This is a genomic window from Bartonella sp. CM120XJJH (genome assembly GCF_042194715.1).
Taxonomy (GTDB): domain Bacteria; phylum Pseudomonadota; class Alphaproteobacteria; order Rhizobiales; family Rhizobiaceae; genus Bartonella.
Genome location: NZ_JBHINE010000018.1, coordinates 26252 through 47778, shown reverse-complemented (window position 1 = coordinate 47778; position 21527 = coordinate 26252). Strand labels below are relative to the sequence as shown.

Annotated in this window: 14 protein-coding genes, 2 tRNA genes and 1 pseudogene; 5 read left to right on the top strand and 12 right to left on the bottom strand. The window is 36.0% G+C overall.

What is annotated here, in order from left to right; genetic code table 11:
* The first annotated feature begins 119 nt into the window (after window positions 1-119).
* Complete coding sequence (locus tag ACFIKU_RS07395) at window positions 120-905, top strand: DNA adenine methylase (RefSeq protein ID WP_375657120.1); 786 nt, start codon at window positions 120-122, stop codon at window positions 903-905.
* 99 nt (window positions 906-1004) lie between these two features.
* Here the strand turns inward: ACFIKU_RS07395 and ACFIKU_RS07390 are convergent.
* From ACFIKU_RS07390 to ACFIKU_RS07380, 3 genes are all read right to left on the bottom strand, one after another.
* A tRNA-Val gene (locus ACFIKU_RS07390) sits at window positions 1005-1079 on the bottom strand.
* Between the two features lie 97 nt (window positions 1080-1176).
* The gene (cpdR, locus tag ACFIKU_RS07385; RefSeq protein ID WP_005773448.1) at window positions 1177-1539 is read right to left on the bottom strand and encodes a cell cycle two-component system response regulator CpdR; all 363 of its coding nucleotides are present in this window, start codon (window positions 1537-1539) and stop codon (window positions 1177-1179) included.
* Between the two features lie 819 nt (window positions 1540-2358).
* Window positions 2359-3276, bottom strand: coding sequence for a serine aminopeptidase domain-containing protein (locus ACFIKU_RS07380; RefSeq protein ID WP_375642364.1), 918 nt, complete (start codon window positions 3274-3276; stop codon window positions 2359-2361).
* Window positions 3277-3535: 259 nt separating this feature from the next.
* Between ACFIKU_RS07380 and ACFIKU_RS07375 the strand changes: the two genes are divergently transcribed.
* On the top strand, window positions 3536-4003 hold the full coding sequence (locus ACFIKU_RS07375) for an Hsp20 family protein (protein ID WP_375642363.1): 468 nt from the start codon (window positions 3536-3538) through the stop codon (window positions 4001-4003).
* Window positions 4004-4257: 254 nt separating this feature from the next.
* Here the strand turns inward: ACFIKU_RS07375 and ACFIKU_RS07370 are convergent.
* Window positions 4258-4334: transfer RNA gene (locus tag ACFIKU_RS07370), tRNA-Pro, on the bottom strand.
* 614 nt (window positions 4335-4948) lie between these two features.
* Here ACFIKU_RS07370 and ACFIKU_RS07365 point away from each other — a divergent pair.
* Window positions 4949-5314 carry an iron-sulfur cluster assembly accessory protein gene (locus ACFIKU_RS07365; RefSeq protein WP_015856470.1) on the top strand — a complete coding sequence of 122 codons (366 nt, stop codon included), beginning with the start codon at window positions 4949-4951 and terminating at the stop codon, window positions 5312-5314.
* A gap of 70 nt (window positions 5315-5384) precedes the next feature.
* On the opposite strand, the pseudogene mazG reads toward ACFIKU_RS07365, so the two are convergent.
* From mazG to ACFIKU_RS07325, 8 genes and pseudogenes are all read right to left on the bottom strand, one after another.
* Window positions 5385-6199 (bottom strand): annotated as a pseudogene (gene mazG / locus ACFIKU_RS07360) (nucleoside triphosphate pyrophosphohydrolase).
* A gap of 32 nt (window positions 6200-6231) precedes the next feature.
* A complete protein-coding gene (locus ACFIKU_RS07355) occupies window positions 6232-7161 on the bottom strand; it encodes a lipid A biosynthesis lauroyl acyltransferase (RefSeq protein ID WP_375657122.1) in 930 nt (309 codons plus the stop codon).
* Window positions 7162-7166: 5 nt separating this feature from the next.
* Window positions 7167-8195, bottom strand: a complete 1029-nt coding sequence (locus ACFIKU_RS07350) for a zinc-binding dehydrogenase (RefSeq protein ID WP_375657119.1) — start codon at window positions 8193-8195, stop codon at window positions 7167-7169.
* A gap of 58 nt (window positions 8196-8253) precedes the next feature.
* Window positions 8254-9528, bottom strand: coding sequence for a beta-ketoacyl-ACP synthase (locus ACFIKU_RS07345; protein WP_375642360.1), 1275 nt, complete (start codon window positions 9526-9528; stop codon window positions 8254-8256).
* Window positions 9529-9543: 15 nt separating this feature from the next.
* Complete coding sequence (locus ACFIKU_RS07340; protein WP_375642359.1) at window positions 9544-10719, bottom strand: beta-ketoacyl-ACP synthase; 1176 nt, start codon at window positions 10717-10719, stop codon at window positions 9544-9546.
* Between the two features lie 8 nt (window positions 10720-10727).
* A complete protein-coding gene (locus ACFIKU_RS07335) occupies window positions 10728-11012 on the bottom strand; it encodes an acyl carrier protein (RefSeq protein ID WP_375642358.1) in 285 nt (94 codons plus the stop codon).
* A 188-nt stretch (window positions 11013-11200) separates the two neighbouring features.
* Window positions 11201-13519, bottom strand: coding sequence for an NADP-dependent malic enzyme (locus tag ACFIKU_RS07330; RefSeq protein WP_375642357.1), 2319 nt, complete (start codon window positions 13517-13519; stop codon window positions 11201-11203).
* A 1037-nt stretch (window positions 13520-14556) separates the two neighbouring features.
* Window positions 14557-19116 carry a hypothetical protein gene (locus tag ACFIKU_RS07325; RefSeq protein ID WP_375657118.1) on the bottom strand — a complete coding sequence of 1520 codons (4560 nt, stop codon included), beginning with the start codon at window positions 19114-19116 and terminating at the stop codon, window positions 14557-14559.
* 652 nt (window positions 19117-19768) lie between these two features.
* Here ACFIKU_RS07325 and hfq point away from each other — a divergent pair.
* Both hfq and hflX read left to right on the top strand, forming a co-directional pair.
* A complete protein-coding gene (gene hfq, locus ACFIKU_RS07320; RefSeq protein ID WP_005773461.1) occupies window positions 19769-20008 on the top strand; it encodes an RNA chaperone Hfq in 240 nt (79 codons plus the stop codon).
* A gap of 54 nt (window positions 20009-20062) precedes the next feature.
* Entirely contained in the window at window positions 20063-21406 is a 1344-nt protein-coding gene (hflX, locus tag ACFIKU_RS07315; protein ID WP_375642355.1) for a GTPase HflX, read from the top strand.
* Window positions 21407-21527: the final 121 nt, after the last annotated feature.

Sequence of the window (21527 nt, the reverse complement as noted above, 5' to 3'; positions counted from 1 at the left end):
TTTATTGCCTTTATGTTTGTAATAGATTTTTCCCGTTTTGTGGACGCCATAGAGAATAGCTTCTCACACCTTAAAAAGTGGATAACAAAAAGTTAAATATTAAACCTCTCCTTTAAAATATGATGAAACAAGAATTTACACAAACATTGTTTGCGTGGATGGGTGGTAAACACTATCTACGTAAGAAAATTATACCGATTTTAAATAATATTGACCATGAAACCTATGTTGAACCATTTTTAGGTTCTGGTGTTATTTTCCTCAATAAAAGACCAGCAAAATATTCCGTTATTAATGATTTGAATGGAGAGATCACGAATCTGTTTCAATGTGTTCAAAATGACTTTGAAGATTTAGCCAAACGACTAGAGTGGTTTGTTTGTTCAAGACAGTTGTTTTTTGAACTTGCGGCTATTGAAGCAGAGAGCCTCTCCAAAGTTGAAAGAGCCGCACGTTTTTTGTTTCTCCAACGTTGTGTGATGTATGGGAAAAAAGAGTATGTCTCTTTTAGCTTTGGAAGGAAAAAGCCTATAGCATTTAATCCCGATAAGCTGTTATCAAGGATGAGACGTGTTAGACAGAAGCTTCTTGATACGACGATCTTAAATTTGTCGTGGGATCGGGTTGTCGAACTTTTTGATGCACCAGACAGTTTATTTTACCTAGACCCGCCTTATCTTGTGAAGAAGAAGTGTTACAGCTCTGGGAATTTTGTTGAAGATGATTTTGTGAACATGGCAAAAGTTCTCAAAGGGATCCAAGGTAAATTTGTCTTGAGTCTGAATGATTGTGATGCGGTTCGAGAGATTTTTAGGGATTTTGACTTTTTAGAATTAGAGACCCTTTGGACAGCAGGTACGGCTAAAAAAACACCCCGAAAAGAACTCTTGATTCGCAATAATTGAGAGCACGCTACAAAATCCTATTCCCTCACTTTTATTTACGTATCCCTCACTTAAAAAATATATGAAGTATCAATAACTTAATAGCAATATCAGGCTATATGGTGGGCGTGACAGGGATTGAACCTGTGACCCCTACGATGTCAACGTAGTGCTCTCCCGCTGAGCTACACGCCCATTTATTGATGTTGCATACACCATATAGAATGCCAGACGTCAATGCTTAATTTCATTTTCTCTTTCAACAGATGAAAATAACTTAAAAAAATACTTTTTAAGCAGCGATAAGGATCTTTTCAACCTCATTGACGAGTTCACGTAAGTGAAATGGCTTAGAGAGAACCTTTGCATCAGGAGGGGCATCGCTATTTGAATTGAGTGCTACCGCTGCAAAACCTGTAATGAACATTACTCGTAAATCAGGGTCAATCTCAGTAGCACGTCGTGCGAGTTCGATACCATCCATCTCTGGCATCACAATATCAGTCAGGAGAAGGGAAAATGGCTCTTCTTGTAAACGTTCATATGCGCTAATACCATTATCGAAATCGGCGACTTCGTAGCCTGCACGTTCTAGGGCTTTTACGAGAAAGCGACGCATATCGTTATCATCTTCTGCGAGCAGGATTCGTTTCATGATTATGTTCCAATGGCTCCATTTGTCAGAGTTTTGCCGCATCAATTATACAATATAGAGTATTTATAAAAAAGATGGTAAAATGCTCATAATTGAAATGAATGGCAAAATGGTTAATTCTTACATTCTTATTCAGAATACAGCATAATCGTTGTGAGTTGGTTAAATTCGAAATATATGTGATTTTGAAAAAGAAGGGGTTCTCTAAAACTTTTAAAATGATTCATTGCTATCTTTTCTTTTAAATTTGCTGATTGTTATCAGAATTCCATTAAAAAACTTATGAAAACCGTTATTGTAGGGATTTTCTTATATTGAGCAATTAGAAGAATATTGTGTTAATTTATTGTTTTTAAAAAGTTCTCCTAAGAAATAGAATTTTTATAGTTATTTGTTTTTATAGAGATTTGTAATAATTATTATAAACGCGCTTTATTTTAAGTTTTCTCTTAAATAGATTAAACATATTGTTTTTATAGATATAATATTAAATCATCCATTAAAAATATATCAAAAATAGTATTTTGATGATTTACTTATAAATATGTACCATGTTATATTAATATATATTTATTAATTATATAAAATATTTTTATGATGTAAAATAATATTTTTTAATGTAATGATATACTTTGTATATTAGTTTTTTTATTAGAATGCATGGTGAATATTTAGGCCATGGCTTGCCTGTAGAGGTTAGAAAACGAATTATATGAGTGGTTGGAAAGTAAAAACCGTTATATTAAAAAGCGTTTGTAGGCCCAATGCTCGTAGAAATTTACTTTTTTGATGGGGCGGAGCGGAAATTAAGATTTAGTTTTATTTTATAGATACATTACTGGGAATAAATGCATCAAATGCTGCCCAAAATTGCTTTTTATAATCTTCATTAACCATAATTGTATCCAGTTCAGCACCTTTAATAGTAATACTTTCTGTCAGACGTGTGTGTTGGCATAATTGCCGTACTTCAATGTTGTTTGCAATATTGTTTTGATTGGCAAGAATAAAGAGTGTTGGGATTCGTAAATCTCCGTGAAGTACATTTCTCTTCATAGAATCAATCGCATTAAATACCGATGCCATCCATTGCGATGTTGGGGGCTTAATGGAAGAGATTGGCACTTTATGCATGTGTTCCAATTGTATATTTTTTTGTTTTGTTTTGTTTAATTTTTTCCCATCTTTCGCTGGTATAAAGCCAAGACCTATATCAGAAAGAAATTGTGTTAATTTATGTTGAAAACCATTCGTTTTATTGCCGAATGGAGCGAAAAGCGGAGAAACACAGAGTAATCTACTAAACTGATGATTAATAAGATCTAATCCGCTAAGTGCTATCAATCCACCTATGCCATAGGTGAGCATAGAGTAAGGAGGCGGACAATTAGGATAAACAATATTTTTAAGAAATTTATATAAGTCATTAAGATCATTATTTATATCAAAACAGTGATGTCGGATTTTTTTTCTTATCTTGAAGGATTTTTTTTCTTGATCAAACCAGTCAAATATTGCTGTATGAAAACCGCGTTTAGAAATTTCATTTATTAATAAAAAATATTTTTCTAAAGCATTTGCGTAGCTTTTGAGAATAACAATTGTTCCTTTAGATTTTTCCACCTCAGGATATGTTATCCCAAAACGAATTTCGTGATCTATTGCTATTTTAAGAGTACCATGATGGATATTAGGAGGAGTGGAACCCCAGTCTATGGGATAAAGAGGTGTTTCCAATTGAAATCCTTTACAGTGTATTTGCTGCTTAGTGCTTTGAGATTTATGTAATGAAGAAAAAAGATTTAAAAAGGGGTATATTGCTTTTTAGATAGTTTTTATCAATTTAGGTCCAAAAGAGTTGAAATAAAGAAAAGCGATTACCAGATAATATGGTGTGGTTGCCATGATGGGACCGCAGGTTCACAAGCAAGTTTGCCATTTGGGAACTTTGTGAATTAATTATTAAGTTATAGTCGCTCTAGAGGAGGGCAATATTATGCGTCAAGTAGATTTTTCACCATTTTATCGTTCCACAGTAGGTTTTGATCATCTTTTTAACTGGTTTGATTCTAGAACACAACCAGATGAAGTTTCTTCTTATCCCCCTTATAATATCGAGCGTTTAACTGAAGATTCTTATAGAATTTCTATGGCGGTTGCTGGTTTTTCCCAAGATGAAATTGATATTGAAACGCATTGTAACCAGCTGATCGTTAAGGGAGATAGAAAGACTAAAAATGATGATAAAGAGCGAGAATTCCTTTATCGAGGCATTGCTTCGCGTGCTTTTGAACGGCGTTTTCATTTGGCTGATCATGTTAAGGTTATTGGAGCAGAACTTGGAGATGGGCTTCTTCATATTCAGCTTAAACGGGAAATGCCAGCGGAATTAAAACCTAAAAAGATAACCGTACAGATGTCACCAGCCATTACAAAAAATGATAACAGCGAAATTATCGTGTAGGAAAATTTAGAAAATATAAGACCGAATAATTATAAATTTTTCTGAAGAATAAAAAACGCGAGACAAAAGGTCTCGCGTTTCGTGTGTTCCTAAGAACGAATCTTATTTTAATGAAACAGCTTATCTCGAATTTATGATAAAATGTTATTGCATATTATTCTACGTTGAAGAAAAAAATCATGTATGTGCAATTGAAATGCATAATAATTCATTTTTTAAGTAAGCTTATTTTTTATTTTATAGAATTTAAAAAATGGTCGGAGCGGCGGGATTTGAACCCACGACCCCTTGACCCCCAGTCAAGTGCGCTACCAAGCTGCGCTACGCTCCGAGTTCGTGTAAAACGATTAAATGACTGTTTCTTTAAAGGCAAGAGAAAAAATAAACAGAATAAAATCTAAAATGCTTTTGCACTTAGAGTTTTTGAAAGTAAAAATTTGGGACATCAATATTTTGTTGTCAGTTCAAGATACGTAATGAATCTATAAAATTCTTTGTGATCATTAAACTTTTAGCTCTATAGCTAATAGATGTATGCATTTAACTACTTTTGCAGATTTTGAAGGGGTAAGATTGGTGACTTTAGGGGCATGGGTTGGAGAAGGAGGGGAGCAAATGAATGGGGGAGGTATATTTTTTCCTTATCGAATCGTTACTTTTCTAAAAAGATAAAGATTTTCAAAAGGAGAGGAGTGAATGTATGACATTGAAACATTTTCCTTTGAGTTTTTATAGACGAGGCATTTTTCATTCTATGTGGACAAAAAATGTAAGTTCTGGATTGTATAATCACAAATCTCATTTTATGGGTATGCGTTTTTATCCAAATAAACAAGATCAGAATGCATTAATTAATGTTTTGTTGTTTTTTTTCTAAAATACCAGATAGAATATTGTAGAGGAAAAACTTTCAAAGTTTCTATTGAACTAAGAAAAGAGTAAACGATGAGCCGTTTTTCGGTAATAAATTTGACGGAAGCAGCAGTGGATCGTGTTAAAGCGATTATGGATGCAAAAGATGCACAGGGTATTCTTGTTGGAATCAAAAAAGGTGGTTGTGCAGGGATGGAGTATACAATTACTCTTGTCAAAGAAAAGGGGATAGATGCGGATGTTGTTGAAGTGAATGGTGCCCGTGTTTTTGTAGCACATGATGCGGTATTATTTTTATTAGGGACGCAGATGGATTATGAAGTGACAACGCTTCGTTCTGGTTTTGTCTTTAAAAATCCTAATCAAGTTTCAGCATGTGGGTGTGGCGAATCGGTGGAACTTCGTCCTGCTACGCAGGATCAATATAAAACAAATTGAGCTGAGCTAAATTATAATTCAGTAATTTTAGGGGAAATTTTTCTTTTAAGTAGAAGAAATCTAATATTTTTTATTGTTCATTTTTAGCTTGCTTCCACAGTGCTTCCATTTCATTTAAGGATGCGTCAGTGAGTTTTTTAGATTGAGTGGATAGCTTTTCTTCAATATAGGCGAAACGATTTCGAAATTTTATATTCGTTTTTTTAATGCTTTTTGTGAATCAATCGCTAAGTGGCGTGCGAGATTAAGGAGAATAAAGTAGAGATCTCCAAACTCTGCTTCTATTTCTGAATTTTTTTTATTTTTGATTGCTTCTTTGAGCTCTTCAAGTTCTTCTTCTATTTTTTCAAAAACTTTATCACTTTTTTGCCAATCAAAACCTACTCTAGCTGCTGCTTCTTGTAAAGCAAGTGCCTCTTGGTTTGCTGGCTGGATTTGTTTTACTTGTGCGAGTATGCTTGTGGAGGAATTGGTGTTTTTTTCTTCGTGCAATTTTTTTTGTTCAGCCTGTTCTCTTTTTTTTATATATTCCCACTCCTCTTTTATAAATCCGCGTTTTTTTTGCTCGGCATTTCCAAAAACGTGAGGATGGCGTCGAATCATTTTTGCCGTGATTGCATAAACAACATCTTCAAAAGTAAAGCTGCCTTCTTCTTGTGCAAGGATAGCATGATAGATAACTTGTAAAAGAAGATCCCCAAGTTCTTCACAGAGATCCTTTCGGTTTTTTCGTTCAATGGCATCGATGACTTCGTAAACTTCTTCGAGCATATAGGGTATGAGGGATTCAAAAGTTTGTTTTTTATGCCAGATACAGCCACTATCAGCATTCCGTAATGCAGTGATAATTGCAGTGAGATCTTTGATATTTTTTGAGGCTAACATTTGCACTTCCTTTATAAGCAATAGAGCTTATGTTAGATGTCCCAACGTCTATGTAACCACATCCATTGTCCAGGATATTCACGGACCCAAGATTCAACAATATCATTTAACTTTTGCGTAGAAGCAGCTATATCGATATCGTTTTTTTCATCACGTGGAAGTTCTACATGCTCATATAACTCTAAACGATGACGTCCATTAGGCAAACGAATACAACGTGTTGGATAAATATCACAATCATATTGTCGAGCAAGTTTTATAATTAAGGGATTTGTTTTAAGGGGTCTGTTAAAAAATGTTCCCATGATTCCGCGGCGAAATTTTTGATCAACGAGCATACCAACATTTTCACCTTCTTCTAATTTGGCTGCTAATGCCCATGCTGCACCGGCCTTGGAGGGAACAAGATGTCCCATAGAAGTTTGTCGTGCTTTAAGGATTCGTTTGGCAACATAGGGATTATTAGGTGGTCTAAATAATACCGTAACATTAAGATCAAAACTTTGTGCACAAATAGGCAGAAGTTCGAAATTTCCAGTATGTGCAGTGAAAAAAATATGTGGTTTTTTTTCATTTTTTAATCGCTCAAATATTTCAACGCCTTTAACCTCAATGAAACCTGGTTCGTTCGTATGAGGATCAAAATCAAAAATTTTATCAAGAAAAATATATTCGGCTAGGAAACGTCCTATATTTTCCCACATTTCTATTGCAATCGCATGGAGTTCTTGCTCTGTTTTTTCTGGATATGCACTCCTAAGGTTTGCAAGTGTGATTTGATGACGATGTACAAGGGGACCAATTTTTTTTGCTAACCAAGCAAAAAAAGAAATTCCCATTTTGGCAGGAAAGCATTTTAGAATAAATAAAGAACCAAAGAGCAGATATGCCCATAACAAGTAGGATATTTTTTTAGCTATAATTTTAATACGATATATGAGATTTTTAAGAGAAAGCTTCATCATGATTAATCGATTTTAAGGATAATTTTACCAAAAACATCACGGCTCTCCATTCGTTTTAAAGCTGTATCAATTTCATCAAGCTCAACAATTGTATCAATGACAGGGTGTACAGTTTTTTCTGCCATTTTTTGCATGGCGTTTTTCATATTTTCCATACGGCAGCCAAATGAACCGAATATCTTAAGTTGTTGTTGGAATAATTGCATGAGATTGATTGGTGCTGAAACACCAGAGGTAGAACCGCAAGTCACTAAGCGTGCTCCTTTTTTCATACATAACAGAGAACCGTTCCATGTATCTACACCAACATGCTCAAAAACAACGTCAACACCTTTTTTTTGGGTTAATTTACGCACCACACCTTCAAAACGGTCTTTACGATAATTAATTACATGATCTGCTCCAAGAGAGTGTGCTTTTGCAATCTTTTCATCTGAACCTACAGTTGTGATAACTGTACAGCCTATGTGTTTTGCAAGTTGAATGGCTGCAGAGCCAATACCTGAACCACCAGCCTGTATCAGGATTGTTTCTCCTGCTTGTAGTTTTGCGTTATCGAAAAGCATGTGTTCTACGGTACCAAAAGTAATTGGAGCAACTGCTGCCTGCAATTCATCACATTGGGGAGGTGATGGAACTAATAAATGTGCTGGCAAATTGACAAGCTCACACGCAAATCCATCAAGGTGAAAACCGTAGACTCCCTTTACATGACTGCAAAGATTATCCCGCCCTTCATGACAAGCTTGGCATATTCCGCAAGTTTTTGCACCATAAATTGAGACAATCTGTCCAAGTTGGAGATGTTCAACGCCATCTCCTATTTGTATAACCTCACCAGAGGCTTCTGCACCAATGATGAGTGGCATTTTTCTTTTCGCAAAAGCCATGCCACGCCATCCCCATACATCAATATGATTAAGAGCAACGGCTTTTATCCGCACAGTTACTTCACCTATACTAGGTGAAGATGGCGGGGAAATATTGGTGATTTCAAGCCGACGATCATCAAAGAGTTGCAGTGCACGCATTATCATCCCCCTTAAATATATTATTAGGTTAGCGTTATAAAATTTTATTATTAAAGGATTATCCTTTATATGCAGTGATAACAAGACTCATATTTTGACCACCAAATCCAAATGAGTTTGACAAAACCGCATTGACACAGGCTTTACGGCTATGATGAGGAACAACATCTAAAGGGATAGCAGGGTCAGGATTATCATAATTTATTGTAGGTGGAAGTATCCCCGATTGAATGGTTAAAAGCGAAAAAACCGCTTCTATTGCACCAGCAGCAGTTAATGTATGCCCAATCATTGATTTATTAGAAGAGACTGGAATATGCTCTAAAAGATCACCGAATACTGTTGATAATGCAAGATATTCCATTTTCTCATTTTCAGGTGTCGAAGTTCCATGTGCATTAATATAATCAATTTCATTGATGGTTATTTTTGCATCATTTAAAGCTTTGCGAACGGATTCAATTGCTGGTGATGCATCGGGTTTTGAACGTGTACGGTGAAAATCATCGGCGGTTTCTCCACAGCCAGCTAAAATTCCTAAAACTGTAGCATTACGGTTTAATGCGCTTTGAAGAGATTCAAGAACAAAAGCACCTGAGCCTTCTGCCATAACAAATCCATCCCGATCACGGCTAAAGGGTTTTGCTGCTTTTTCAGCAGGATCATTTTGGATTGAAAGAGCAGATAGTAACGAAAAACGGATGAGAGATTCTGCTGAAACTGATCCATCTGTCGCAATTATGAGAGCTCGATTTGTCTCTCCCCGTCTAATAGACTCAACACCTAATTGAATTGCTGTTGCCCCAGATGCACAAGCAGTGGAAAGTGTAACAGGAAGTCCTTTTGTGCCAAATCTTTTTTGAAGTTTTTCTGCAATTGCACCAAATTGTGTGGTTTCAAAAAGCTTTTCATGGAGTTTATCCTTACAGACTTTAAGAAGATGTGCATAAGAAGGTTCATTATTGAATTCTTGCTCTTGATCAAGACTAAAACGTGCGGTCCATTCAAGTTCAACAGGAGGAGCAGCGAGAAAGAGTGGTCCATTAAAATTTTTTTTATCAATAGCAGCTTGTTCCAAAGCTTCTTCAGCAGAAAGATGTGCAAGCTTCTCAGAGAGAGCTGAAGCACCAAGTGTACTTTCTTTGAGAAAATCAATTGTTCCAGCAATATATGTATTTAATCCCTCAACGGGAAAACGTGTTATTTTGTGGATACCGCTTACACCGCTTGTTAATTTTTGCCAATTTTCATGTTTCCCTTGTCCCAGTGATGTGACAATGCCTGCTCCAGTTATTGCTACAAGTGGACGTCCAAAATGATCATGATATTTCACTATAGAAATTCCCCTTCAAATAACTGTAAGACGCACAATACCTTCAGCTCTTTTTATACCGATAGTTGTAACAAATATTTCACGTACTTCTTTAGAAAAAGGTTTTTCATGAGGACTTAACGCTGGAAAACTGTGTTTTTTTTCAATTGAAAGTGCTGCAAGAGCTAGAGCTAGAGGAAATTGCGCTTCCCGCATATAACCAAATAATGTTGTAATGCCACGGTAAGATAGATCAGCATTGTCAAGAGCATTTTTCTCTGCTTTTGTTGCTTCGTGAGCTCCTGAGGCTGCTGAGATGGCTAAGGCAGATTTAGCGCCCGCAGTTTTTAACATTGTTGCAATTGACTCTCTAAGCGGAATTTTGGTTCTATCTGTTTGGTCTGTAATAATTTGGCTAATTTCAGCATAAGCACGTGCGTTGCGTTTTTTTGCATGTTCTCCACTTTCAAGAACTAGGAAGATACCACCAGAACCGGCTATGATACCGCCGCCGGGGTGGATTTCACGATCCCACACTGGGCTCCATCCATTATGGGTTAAAAGACCAGCAAGCTCATGCGCCAACAACATATCATAACTTTGTGCATTATAGGAACCTCCTACAAGAGCATGGGTACTTTGACCTGATCGAATACGAGCTACAGCAATTTGAAGTGCAGAAAGCCCACTGCCTTCTTCTCCCATAAATGTACGAGATGATCCAGTGACTTTATGAACAATTGAAATGTTTCCTGCCAAAAGGTTTGAAAGTTGTGCCAAAAATAATGTTGGACGAAGTTCAGTTGAAAGAGCAACATTTAACATAGAGGCATGATCGGCAACTGTGCGCGCTTTAGAAAGAATCTGTGTATCAACAGTAATATCACGCTCTCCTCCACTTGCTGCTACGATCATATCCATTGTTGAAGTGAGTTGTTCATTATTTTTCATGCCGGCATCATCAAGAGCAAGACCAGCCGCATAGGTACCAAGACGCTGCCATGTTCCCATTTGCCGTTGATCGCTTTTTTTAGGAATTTGTAAACTCCAATCAATTTCAGGCAATTTATGAACCGTGTAGGGTGAAAATGTTGTACAATCTAGATTTGGTGTACGGTTTGGATTATTTAAGAGATTCCAATGTAGATCAGTTCCTTCCCCCAGAGAGCTTATGAGGCCTATACCAGTGATGAATACGGATTGATTATGCATGATGAAAATTAACCTGCCTGTTTTAAGGCAACGAGATCATCAATTTTTGCACAAAGGTTTTTAAGAACAAAGTATTCTTCTGTTGCAACGGTACCTTCGTTGACTTCTTGTGTCCATTGTTCTAGAGGGACTTTTATTCCGAAAGCTTTATCAATAGCGAAAACAATATCAAGAAAATCAAGACTGTCAATTCCTAGATCGTCAATTGTATGACTTTCAGGTGTAATTGTATTGCGATCAATTTCACTGATTTCTGCAATGATATCAGCAACTTTATCAAACGTGGAAGGCAATGTAAGGGTTCCTTATTATAGAGTTAGTAAATTCAAAATACATTTAATATTGCTCTTCTAGCCTTTTTTCTCTTTAAAAAAAAGACTTAATCCAGAATATAGCTGTCTTTTCTATAGAGAAAAGAGGTTTACAATACATGAAATACTATATCTCAATATTAAAAAAACTTTGAAATTTTATTGCACATTTATTTTACGAGACTATTTTTTCTATTGGCCGCAAGGACAGCAAGGGCTGTTATATTAACAACTCCCCGTGAAGTTACTGAAGGCGTTAAGATATGGGCGGGACGTGCTGCCCCGATTAAAATAGGACCAACATGGAGTGCATTTGTGAGGCTTTTAACAGTGTTGAGCGTGATATTGGCTGCATCAAGTGTTGGAAAGACAAGCAAATTAGCTTCACTTTTAAGACGAGAATCAGGAAAAACACGATCACGAAAAACTTTGGAAAGGGCAGCATCACCATGCATTTCGCCATCTGCTTCTAAATCAGGGTGTAATTTGGCAAGAATTTCTGTTGCACGTCGCATTTTACGCGCACTTTCCGTGTTTTTAGAACCAAAGTTTGAGTGTGATAATAAGGCTGCTTTTGGTGTTATTCCAAATGCTTCAACTTCTTGAGCTGCCAACACAGTCATTTCAGCGATTTCTTCTGCAGAAGGATTTTCATTAACGTAAGTATCTGTGAGGAAAAGAGTACGTTGTTGAGAGATAAGCAAACTCATAGCAGAAAAACGGTGAACTTTAGGATCAAGACCGATAATTTGTTCAATCAATTCAAGTTGTCGTTCAAAACGTCCTTCTAAGCCGCAAATCATTGCATCTGCTTCTTCACGCATGACGGCAAGGGCAGCAATAGCCGTTGTTGATGTTCTCACTACGGTTTTTGCCATTTCAGGCGTAACACCACGCCTTCCTGTATAATGAAAAAATAAATTAACATAATCACGAAAACGTGGATCATCTTCAGGGTTTGTTAATTCAAAATCTATACCAGGACGAATTCTTAAACCAAAGCGTTTTAATCTCGCTTCCACGACATGAGGACGGCCGATAAGGAGAGGCGTTGCTGTTTGTTCTTCAATGACAACTTGTGCTGCACGAAGGACGCGTTCATCTTCACCATTGGCATAGATGACGCGTTTACGTTTTGCTGTTTTTGCTGCAGCAAAAACAGGTTTCATTGTTAAACCAGAAAGAAAGACAAATCGATTGAGGATATCATAGTAGGCTTCCATATCTTCAATGGGACGAATGGCGACACCAGTTGCCATTGCTGCTTTAGCGACAGCGGGAGCAATACGCAGTATTAAACGCGGATCAAAAGGAGAGGGGATCAGATAGTCTGGTCCAAAATTGGGTGGTTCTTTTGAGTATGCACGTGCTACAACATCTGAAGTTTCTTCACGTGCAAGGGCAGCAATAGCATGAACAGCGGCCATTTTCATTTCTTCATTAATTGCACGAGCACCTACGTCTAATGCACCACGGAAGATATAGGGAAAACAAAGGACATTATTAACTTGATTAGGATAATCAGAGCGTCCTGTGCAGATCATTGCATCTGGCCGTATAGAGCGTGCTTCTTCAGGCATAATTTCTGGTACTGGATTAGCTAGCGCTAAAATGAGTGGATTTTGAGCCATTCTTTTAAGATATTCAGGCTTTAAAACACCACCCGCAGATAGGCCTAGAAAAATATCCGCATCATCAATAATATCAGATAAAGTTCGTGCGTCCGTTTTTTGTGCGTAATTGATTTTCCAACGATCCATAAGGGTCTTGCGACCTTCATAAACAACACCCTCTAAGTCACTAAGCCAAATATTTTCAACTTTCGCCCCAAGACGAACCAAAAGATTAAGACAAGCTAGGGCAGCAGCACCTGCACCTGAGGTAACTATTTTTGCATTTTCAATTTTTTTTCCTGAAAGATTTAAGGCGTTTAATACAGCCGCAGAAACAATAATGGCAGTTCCATGTTGGTCATCATGAAAAACTGGAATATTCATTTTAGCACGAAGCTTTTCTTCGACGTCAAAACATTCAGGAGCCTTAATGTCTTCAAGATTAATACCACCAAATGTAGGTTCTAAGGTCGATATTGTTTGCACCATTTGTTCTATATCGGATGCATCAATTTCAATATCAAAAACATCAATATTCGCAAATTTTTTAAATAAAACGGCTTTGCCTTCCATAACTGGCTTTGAAGCGAGTGGACCAATGTTTCCTAAACCAAGAACAGCAGTTCCATTGGATATAACAGCGACTAAATTAGCACGGGAGGTATATTGGGCAGCAAGAGTGGGATCTTCATGAATCGCAAGACATGGTGCTGCAACGCCTGGAGAATAAGCAAGAGCCAAATCACGTTGATTATCAAGAGGTTTTGTTGCTTGTATTTCCAATTTTCCAGGTTTTGGGTGTTGGTGATAAAAAAGTGCGGCACTGTCAAGTTCAGCTTTTGGTGAACTGAAATCACTATTTCGTTTTCTAGACATTTTTATGATATCCAAGTTAGCGTATGTGTATACGAGATGTCCCATCTACGATAAGGTTTTGTCCACTAATAGATCCTCATTTCTCTGAATATCAAAATGCATGAGCATGAGCAAATTTTTCTGGATCGTAAAACCAGTTCGATGATTCTTTTTGTTTGTGTGCATGAATAATTTCATTGATAGCAGCACGATTAGTTTTTTCTTTTCCTTAATAAAACGCGTAAAAATTGATTAGTTACAAACAAATAAAATATTACTAATGATTACATTACCAAGCCATTATTTTTTTTGCAATGCTTACAAAATAAGGAAAGAAAAGAAGAGTGTTGTCTATTAACTTCATTTTCTTTATTTAAATTTCTATAGGGAGCTAGAAGAAATTTTAAATAACAATTTGCAATTTATAAATTGTTTTTGCAGCTATTTTAAAGGAAATTGGAACTTTAAAAATTAAAGTTGTTTTGTTTATTATTCAATTAAACTCTTAATAATGCGAGCTGTATATTTTTAATATACTGACAAATGTGTGTTTTAATAAATGAAAGGTATATCCGAAACAGCTGTAATTGCATGTTTTATACCTAAAGTTCATATATTCCGTATAATACGTTGCTTTATAATTTATAATGGATCATCTCGTATGTTGAGTGAAAAATTTTAATATAATACAATTCATTCATTTCAAATCCACCTATAATAATAAAAAATATTTACTTATATATTTCAAGCTAAGAAAGAAATAGAAATATTTCTTATAAACTATTTCACAAAAGCACGAAAAATATTGAGAATGAGCAAATAAATAATATTATCAGTTTTGTATCTTTATGAAACTATGAAAAATAAAGGGATTAAGAGAAGGATAAGAAAATATGCTTCAGGGGTATTGCTTAGGATATCAAAGAAAACCGCATGCCAATTATTCAGCCTTTGAAGTACAAAGCTACAGTTGAAAGAAAAGGACTCTACGATGAACCACTAAAACAACTGGAGAGAGAGAAAAAGTGGAAAAAATATTTTTCCACTTTCTTATTTGTTTATTGGATTCGACCACTTGCATGAGCAAGCATAGTATAAACTTTTCCGGTATCTGATATCAGGTATTTGCGAACTGAGTTGGAAGAACCAGAACTGTGCAATATATCACGTAAGAGCTTTTCGAAATCTGTAATATATTGACTCACTGAACGTTTAAACTCAAAATCGCTCATATATTTTCTCTTAATCATTTCAAATATTTTTTGTCCATTTAAAGTATAAAGGCGTTCTGTTACGATATTTTTTTGCCCACGTTGATAATGATCCCATAGCTCAACAATGGCATTATGATTAATAGCTTGCACTATACCAGAGGCTAATGAATTAAGAGAGCTGTTTGCAGGAGATGGTTTTGTTTGCACTGATGTTAAAACATTATCACTAGGGGGAGCATCATAAAACGTTTCTTCACGTGAAGCCCTTTCTAAGAGATTTGACACCCATTTATTTGGTCTTTTTTTGCTTTGATCTTGTTGCAAAATAGGCTTAGGTGGCACAATTTTTTTAATGGACTCAGTGGAACTGTCACTTCTTTGATTAAACATTGATGATGCAGGAAATTCTGATATCAGCTGTTTTTTTGCGCTCTTTTGATCATTTTGTATAACACTGACTAGATCTTGTAACGCTGTAATCTGTTCATTCAAAGCTGTGCGAATTGTTTGCGTTGTTTCTTTTGTCTTTTCTGGAAGTTTTTTTACATTTTCATCGATATCATCATTAATCTTTGAAAGCTCTAAACGAACTTCATCAGCGGAACGACGTATATCTTCTGCTGCTTCTGAAAAACGCGTTGATGCTTCACTAACAAGCCTATTAAGTGATTGTTGGAATGAATTTGTGGAGTTACGCGCATTCTTATCAGAGCGTTCAAGTGCTAAGTTAAAGATTTTTTCATAATGCCCAATCATTTGATTAATTTCATGAGATTTTGAAACAAGAGCATCGCTTAATACAGAAAGCGTATTATGTTTTTCTTCAAGTGTTGCACTAAGTGAATTTTCAGATTGTTCAAGAACGTGAATAGTTTGGGAAAGTGTCTTTGCATGTTCACCAAAGCTACTTGTTATATGATTAATTTGTTCAAAGGTATTCTTTGAAAGTCCTTGCAGAATTTCAACATTATTATTGAGCGCTTGATTTGAGACTGATAAACGCTCTGCTACTTGGTCCGTGTTGCGGAAAAAATTATTCGCACTCTCATTAAACTGACCATCAATATTTTGAACAGCTGACAATAAAACATTGCTATTTTCGTGAAAATTGTAAATTGATTGATTCAACTGTGTTAAGATGGATGAGACATTATTAACAAGCTCTTCCTTCATAACCGTTATTGTTTGAAGTGTTTCAGAGTTAGCTTTGGTTAAGCTATTCACTAAAGATTCATTATGTGCATAAATTCTTTGTTCAGCATCTTGTGTGGAAAGAGAGAGTTGTTCACCGATATGCTGTGTTAAAGAATCTATTGATTCTGTCGTATTTTGCGCTGCTTGATTTAAGTGATTTGTAAGCTCTGTTATTTTTCCAACATGTTGTGAAATTTGTGTTGTTGTTTGATTTCCTGCATCTTCCAGACGGCTTGTTACATCAGAGAGCTGATATCCTAAATTATTTTTAAGATTTTGCATAGAGTGATGAAGAACATCACAGCGTTCATTAAGGACCTGCTCTATTGCTGTTGTTGATGTATGAATAGTTTCGTTCAATAATGCGTGTGCATTATGACTGGCTGTTGCGAAAGCTTCGACAGTATGCGCTGTTTGTTCAGATAGAACTGACAGAACTTTTTCACTGGTATCATAAACAGTTTTTTTGACATTTGATACAATGCGATTGCCTGATTCTGAGAGAATATTTTCTGCTTGTGCAGTAACATTTGTAACAGATGAAAGAATTTGTTCACTCGTAGAAGAAAGAATATCAGAAGCTTTTATAATCTTATTATGCAGGTTATCTGTAACTGTATTAACAGAGTCTTCTAAGGTTACACGCATATTGTCAACACTGCTTTCCAGCGCTTGTTGAATTATCTGACTTTGCTCATTATTAAGCATGAGAGACGTTTTTAACGTGTCAGAACGTTCCTCAATAACAGATGTTTGCATATCAATGGCTTCACAGATTTGGCTAAATTTTTCAGATAATGTTTCCTCTAGCGTTGTTGTTCGTTCAAAAATTTTGTGTGCACGATCTTCTAGATCTGTATCGAATGATTCCATACGTGTTTCAAGGGTTTCAAAGAAAACACCACTCGATTGAGAGAGAGTATTCTTTAAAATTTCGGCATGGCTTTCAATGTTTTTGATATGATCTTGAACCGTTTCAGTAATGTTTTTATTATTGGCGACAATTGCACTCTCAACTAAATCTATTTGTTGTTTCAATGCAATATCGACACGTATATCACTTTTTGCAATGAGGTTATGGATTGTTTCCATGCGTTGCTCAAGTGTGCGTGCTTGATCGGCAAGAACTTCATTGAGAGAAAAACTATTAATTGCTAAAGAGTCACGCAGAGCATCGGCACGGATATCAATATTTCTCGCTTGTGCTTCTAAAGCATCTTGAGTTGTATTGCAGCTTTGTACAATGACATCTTGTAGTTTTTCAGTGCATTGAATGATGTTTGTAATATGATTTTCAGCTTGTTTATCAACGACTTGAATATTGTCAGCCAAAACTTTTTCAATATGAGAAGTATTTTGGGACAAGACATCAATTTGATTTCTTAATGTATCCGCAATTTTATTCTTCTCGTTATCAAGCATATCTGCCATAAGAGCTCGTTGATCAGAAAGTTGTACTTTAAAATCTTGTGAACGTTCTTGTATAATATCAACAATGGCATTGTCGACATACTGAATTTCTTCTCTCAGACTTTCTTTACTTTTATCAATTGCAGAAAGAATAGCTTCACGCCCATTTGTAAATGCATGGGTAATGTCTGCTGTTTTTTCTTGGAGGTTTTCATTTATTTTCAAGACATGAGATTCCAAGAAGTTACCAAGTTTTTCAGCATTATCCTCTAAAGCCTGACTGCGTTCTATAAAGGAATCAATGATGGAATCACTATGTTCTTTAAGAGAAAGATCAACAGTTGCTAAACGTTGTTCAAAGGCTCCAATTGCTTGCGAGGTTACGTTATCAAATTTAGAAGAGAGTTTATGTGCCTGGTCGTCAAGCTTTAAGATCTTCTCATCAAAATTCTGTAGAGATTGATTATTACGATCAATAAGAGCTTTATCCAAGGCTTTAAACTTTTCATCGACAGCGTGCAAAGTTTGATCTGTTACTGCTTGTATATGTGTTGCAATTTTAGCAACGTGCACTTCCGCTTTTTCAGCTGTTTCATTAAAAGTCTTTTCTATTTGTTTTTCATTATGATCAAATCGTTTTGCAAAACCATCGAAGTTTTTTCCTAATTCATGAAAAAATTCTGTGTTTTTCTGCTGAATTTGTGTTGTTGTTTTGTTAAATTTTTCAACAAGCTGATTTGTTACGCCATCACCGGCATAGGAAAGTTTTTCAACAAGGTCTTCACCTTGTTTTTGTAAAGTTTGAGACAGGGTTTGTGCAAGCTTTTCAACATTGGTTACAATGTTAGAGGTAACCAAACCAAATTCATCACTCAGTTGTTCTTGGGTTCCTTTAATTGTTGATTGTACGCGATCTGCGTGATTCAAAATGGCTATGCGTTCATTACTCAATTCTTTGATTAATGTGTGAATGCGTGATTCATTCTCAGCATAGGCTTGTTCTAGATTGTGAACTTCACCTTGAATGATTGCTTCAAGCTCAACAGCACGTCCGAGGGTACGTTCAATACCTTCGTTCATTGCCGCTACTTCTTCACGAATGGTTTGCCCTATAGCAATAGCTTGTTTTTCAGATAGATGTTGTGGTTCACTAAGGCGCTGTGCAGCATTTGTCATAAGAAGAGCAATATTGTGCAAGTCATTTGAACGTTTTGTTAATTGAGCAACGCCCCAAGATATAAGGATAGGAATTGCGGTTCCGGCTGCTACAGCAAGTCCTGTTGGGGATGTGACAAAAGTGCTGATATTGGATAAGGAGCTTAGTCCGGTAGGTGCGAGCTTATGCGCAATAAAAGCGCCTCCCGTTGCCCATAAAGCACTAAGCGCTGTTGTATACCAGTAGACTCGAGAGGAAGAACGCTGCTTGAATGGTCCAAAATTTACAGGGGTTGTTATATCATCATTTGCAGGAAGAAGTTTTGTAGGCAACAATGTATTATGAACAGTTCCACCTGAGATATCAGGTGAAGGTTTTGGAGCAAAAAGCTGTTCAACAACGGATTTATCAACAACAGCTTCATCATGAATATTAGAAACAAAAGTTGAAGTACCGTTTTCAGCAAAAAATTCTTCTTCTGCCATTGCAATTTTTTGAATCAGATCATCGACATTAACAACATTTTCAGAATTATTGGATGATATCGTTTCAAATTCTGTGTGATCGAAATCAAAGTTCATAGCTTTTGTGAGGGCTTCTTCAACTTCAACTTCAAATGTTTGCAATTTGGTTCTGCGTGCCATACTCGCCTCGTACTCTTACAGACGGAAAAGGGATACGTCCTCTTCCACATAACTTCTACATACTAGCTGTTAATTATTTAGAAAGGAATATGCTTAGGAAAAAATTTTAAAAACTTATCAAGATAAAGTTAACGCGGTTTCTTATACCCTGGTTAAAAATATTATAAAATATAATAAAAACAATTTATTATTTGAATCTAACAAAAACAAAAATACTGTTTACAACTTGTGTTTATAAAAAACTTTATAAGCCGGTAGTTTTTGAAATAAGGACAATTTAAGTGCGGTTATATATAGTAAGGTGTGAATGCCTCTATTTAATACCGACGATCGTTAATAAATATTGTTGTCAGCTTACTTTTATTGATTCTAAACGAAGCAGATTCATCATCACATATAGTCTGTAATAGCTTAGGATGTATAAAAGTATGTCTTTGAATTGTAAGCTCATAAAAAAGTAAACGTGGAAAAATTTTTAATTTAATATAGCTTTTTGTAAGTTGCGCTTTATTATTGCCTTAAAGAGCCGTTTTTTCTCTAATTTCAGTTGTTTGTTGCTAAATTTTGAAGCTTCTACGTTGACAATTGGATATTTTTCAGTCGATATGCATGCACGAATATTTTATGCAATTGAGATGAAGGTGTAAGAATAATGGCAGAGCGATCACAACACCTGCAAGATGTGTTTTTAAATACGGTGCGTAAGCAAAAAATTTCCCTTACAATTTTTCTTGTCAATGGCGTTAAGCTCACAGGTATTGTAACTTCATTTGATAACTTTTGTGTTCTTTTGCGCCGAGATGGACATGCGCAATTGGTTTATAAGCATGCTATTTCTACGATTATGCCTGGGCAGCCTGTACAGATGTTTGAGGGTGAAAGTCCTGAGTAAACATATCATTTTAAGATAGACCTCTTATCCCATTTTAAAAGTACTTAGATTGCTATGATAAATGAAAATGAGAGATTAGGAGGGGTATTTTCGCAGAATACAGGAAAGGTGCGCGCACTTGTTTTAATACCGATTTTTCAAGAAAATAGAAGTGAAAGCTCTTTGAGAGAGGGTTCTATATCTTCTCGTGTTAAAGAGGCATTGGGATTAGCGCGTGCTATAAGGTTAGAAGTTGTTAATTATGAAACGATTAATATTGCAACGCCTCGCTCTGCGACTCTCTTTGGAAAAGGTAAAATAGCTGCGTTAACCTGTTATATAGACGAATATTCTATTGAGCTTGTGATTGTAGATCATTTTTTAACGCCAGTACAGCAGCGTAATTTAGAAAAATTATGGAATTGCAAAGTTATTGATAGAACGGCTTTGATTCTTGAAATTTTTGGGGAACGTGCACGAACAAAAGAAGGCGTTTTGCAAGTAGAGTTAGCGCATTTGTCCTATCAAAAAGGGCGACTTGTGCGTAGTTGGACACACTTGGAAAGACAACGAGGGGGGCGTGGTTTCCTAGGTGGACCTGGTGAAACACAAATTGAAGCAGACAGGCGTCTTTTACAAGAGAAAATTATTCGTATTCGCCGCGAATTGGAAACGGTTATTAAAACACGTGCACTTCATAGAGCAAAAAGGAAAAAAACATCTTATCCTGTTGTGGCACTGGTAGGATATACGAATACAGGAAAATCAACTCTCTTTAACCGTTTAAGCGGTGCAGATGTTTTAGCAAAGAATATGTTATTTGCAACGCTTGATCCGACTTTGCGTAAAGTTGTTCTTCCCCATGGAAAAACTATTCTTTTGTCTGATACTGTAGGGTTTATTTCTAACTTGCCAACAAATTTGATTGCAGCTTTTAGAGCAACCCTTGAAGAAGTGGTTGAAGCGGATCTCATTCTTCATGTAAGAGATATGTCAGATTTAGATCATCGTGCACATGCCCAAGATGTTTTAGAAGTGCTTTCAAGCCTTGATATCGATATTGATGATATGCAGCATATTATAGAAGTTTGGAATAAGATTGATATGTTGGATGAGCAGGCATTGAATGTTTTACAAACAAGCGCAAAAACACGATTAAATCCTGCTCTGATGGTATCAGCACTTAAGGGCGAGGGACTCGATCAATTATTAAGAGCCATTGAAAAGCGAATTTTTGGAGAGGTGCAAAGCATTGAATATCTTTTAAAACCGCATGAAATGTCGCTTATCGATTGGTTCTATGAAAACTCTGCGGAAATAGTGCAAGAAGGACATGATGATGGGTCTATTACCATTAGAGCCGTTATTACTTCTGAAGCAAAAAAACAATTAGAGAACATCAAAAAAAATATGAATTAAGTTTTTTAAAGCTATTGCTGAACATTTGTGCTCAAATTTTATGTTTTTCTTATCTGAAAATAATATGACAGCAAGTTAAGAGGATAGTTACTACTTTCTCTTAATAAAACAATATGAAGAA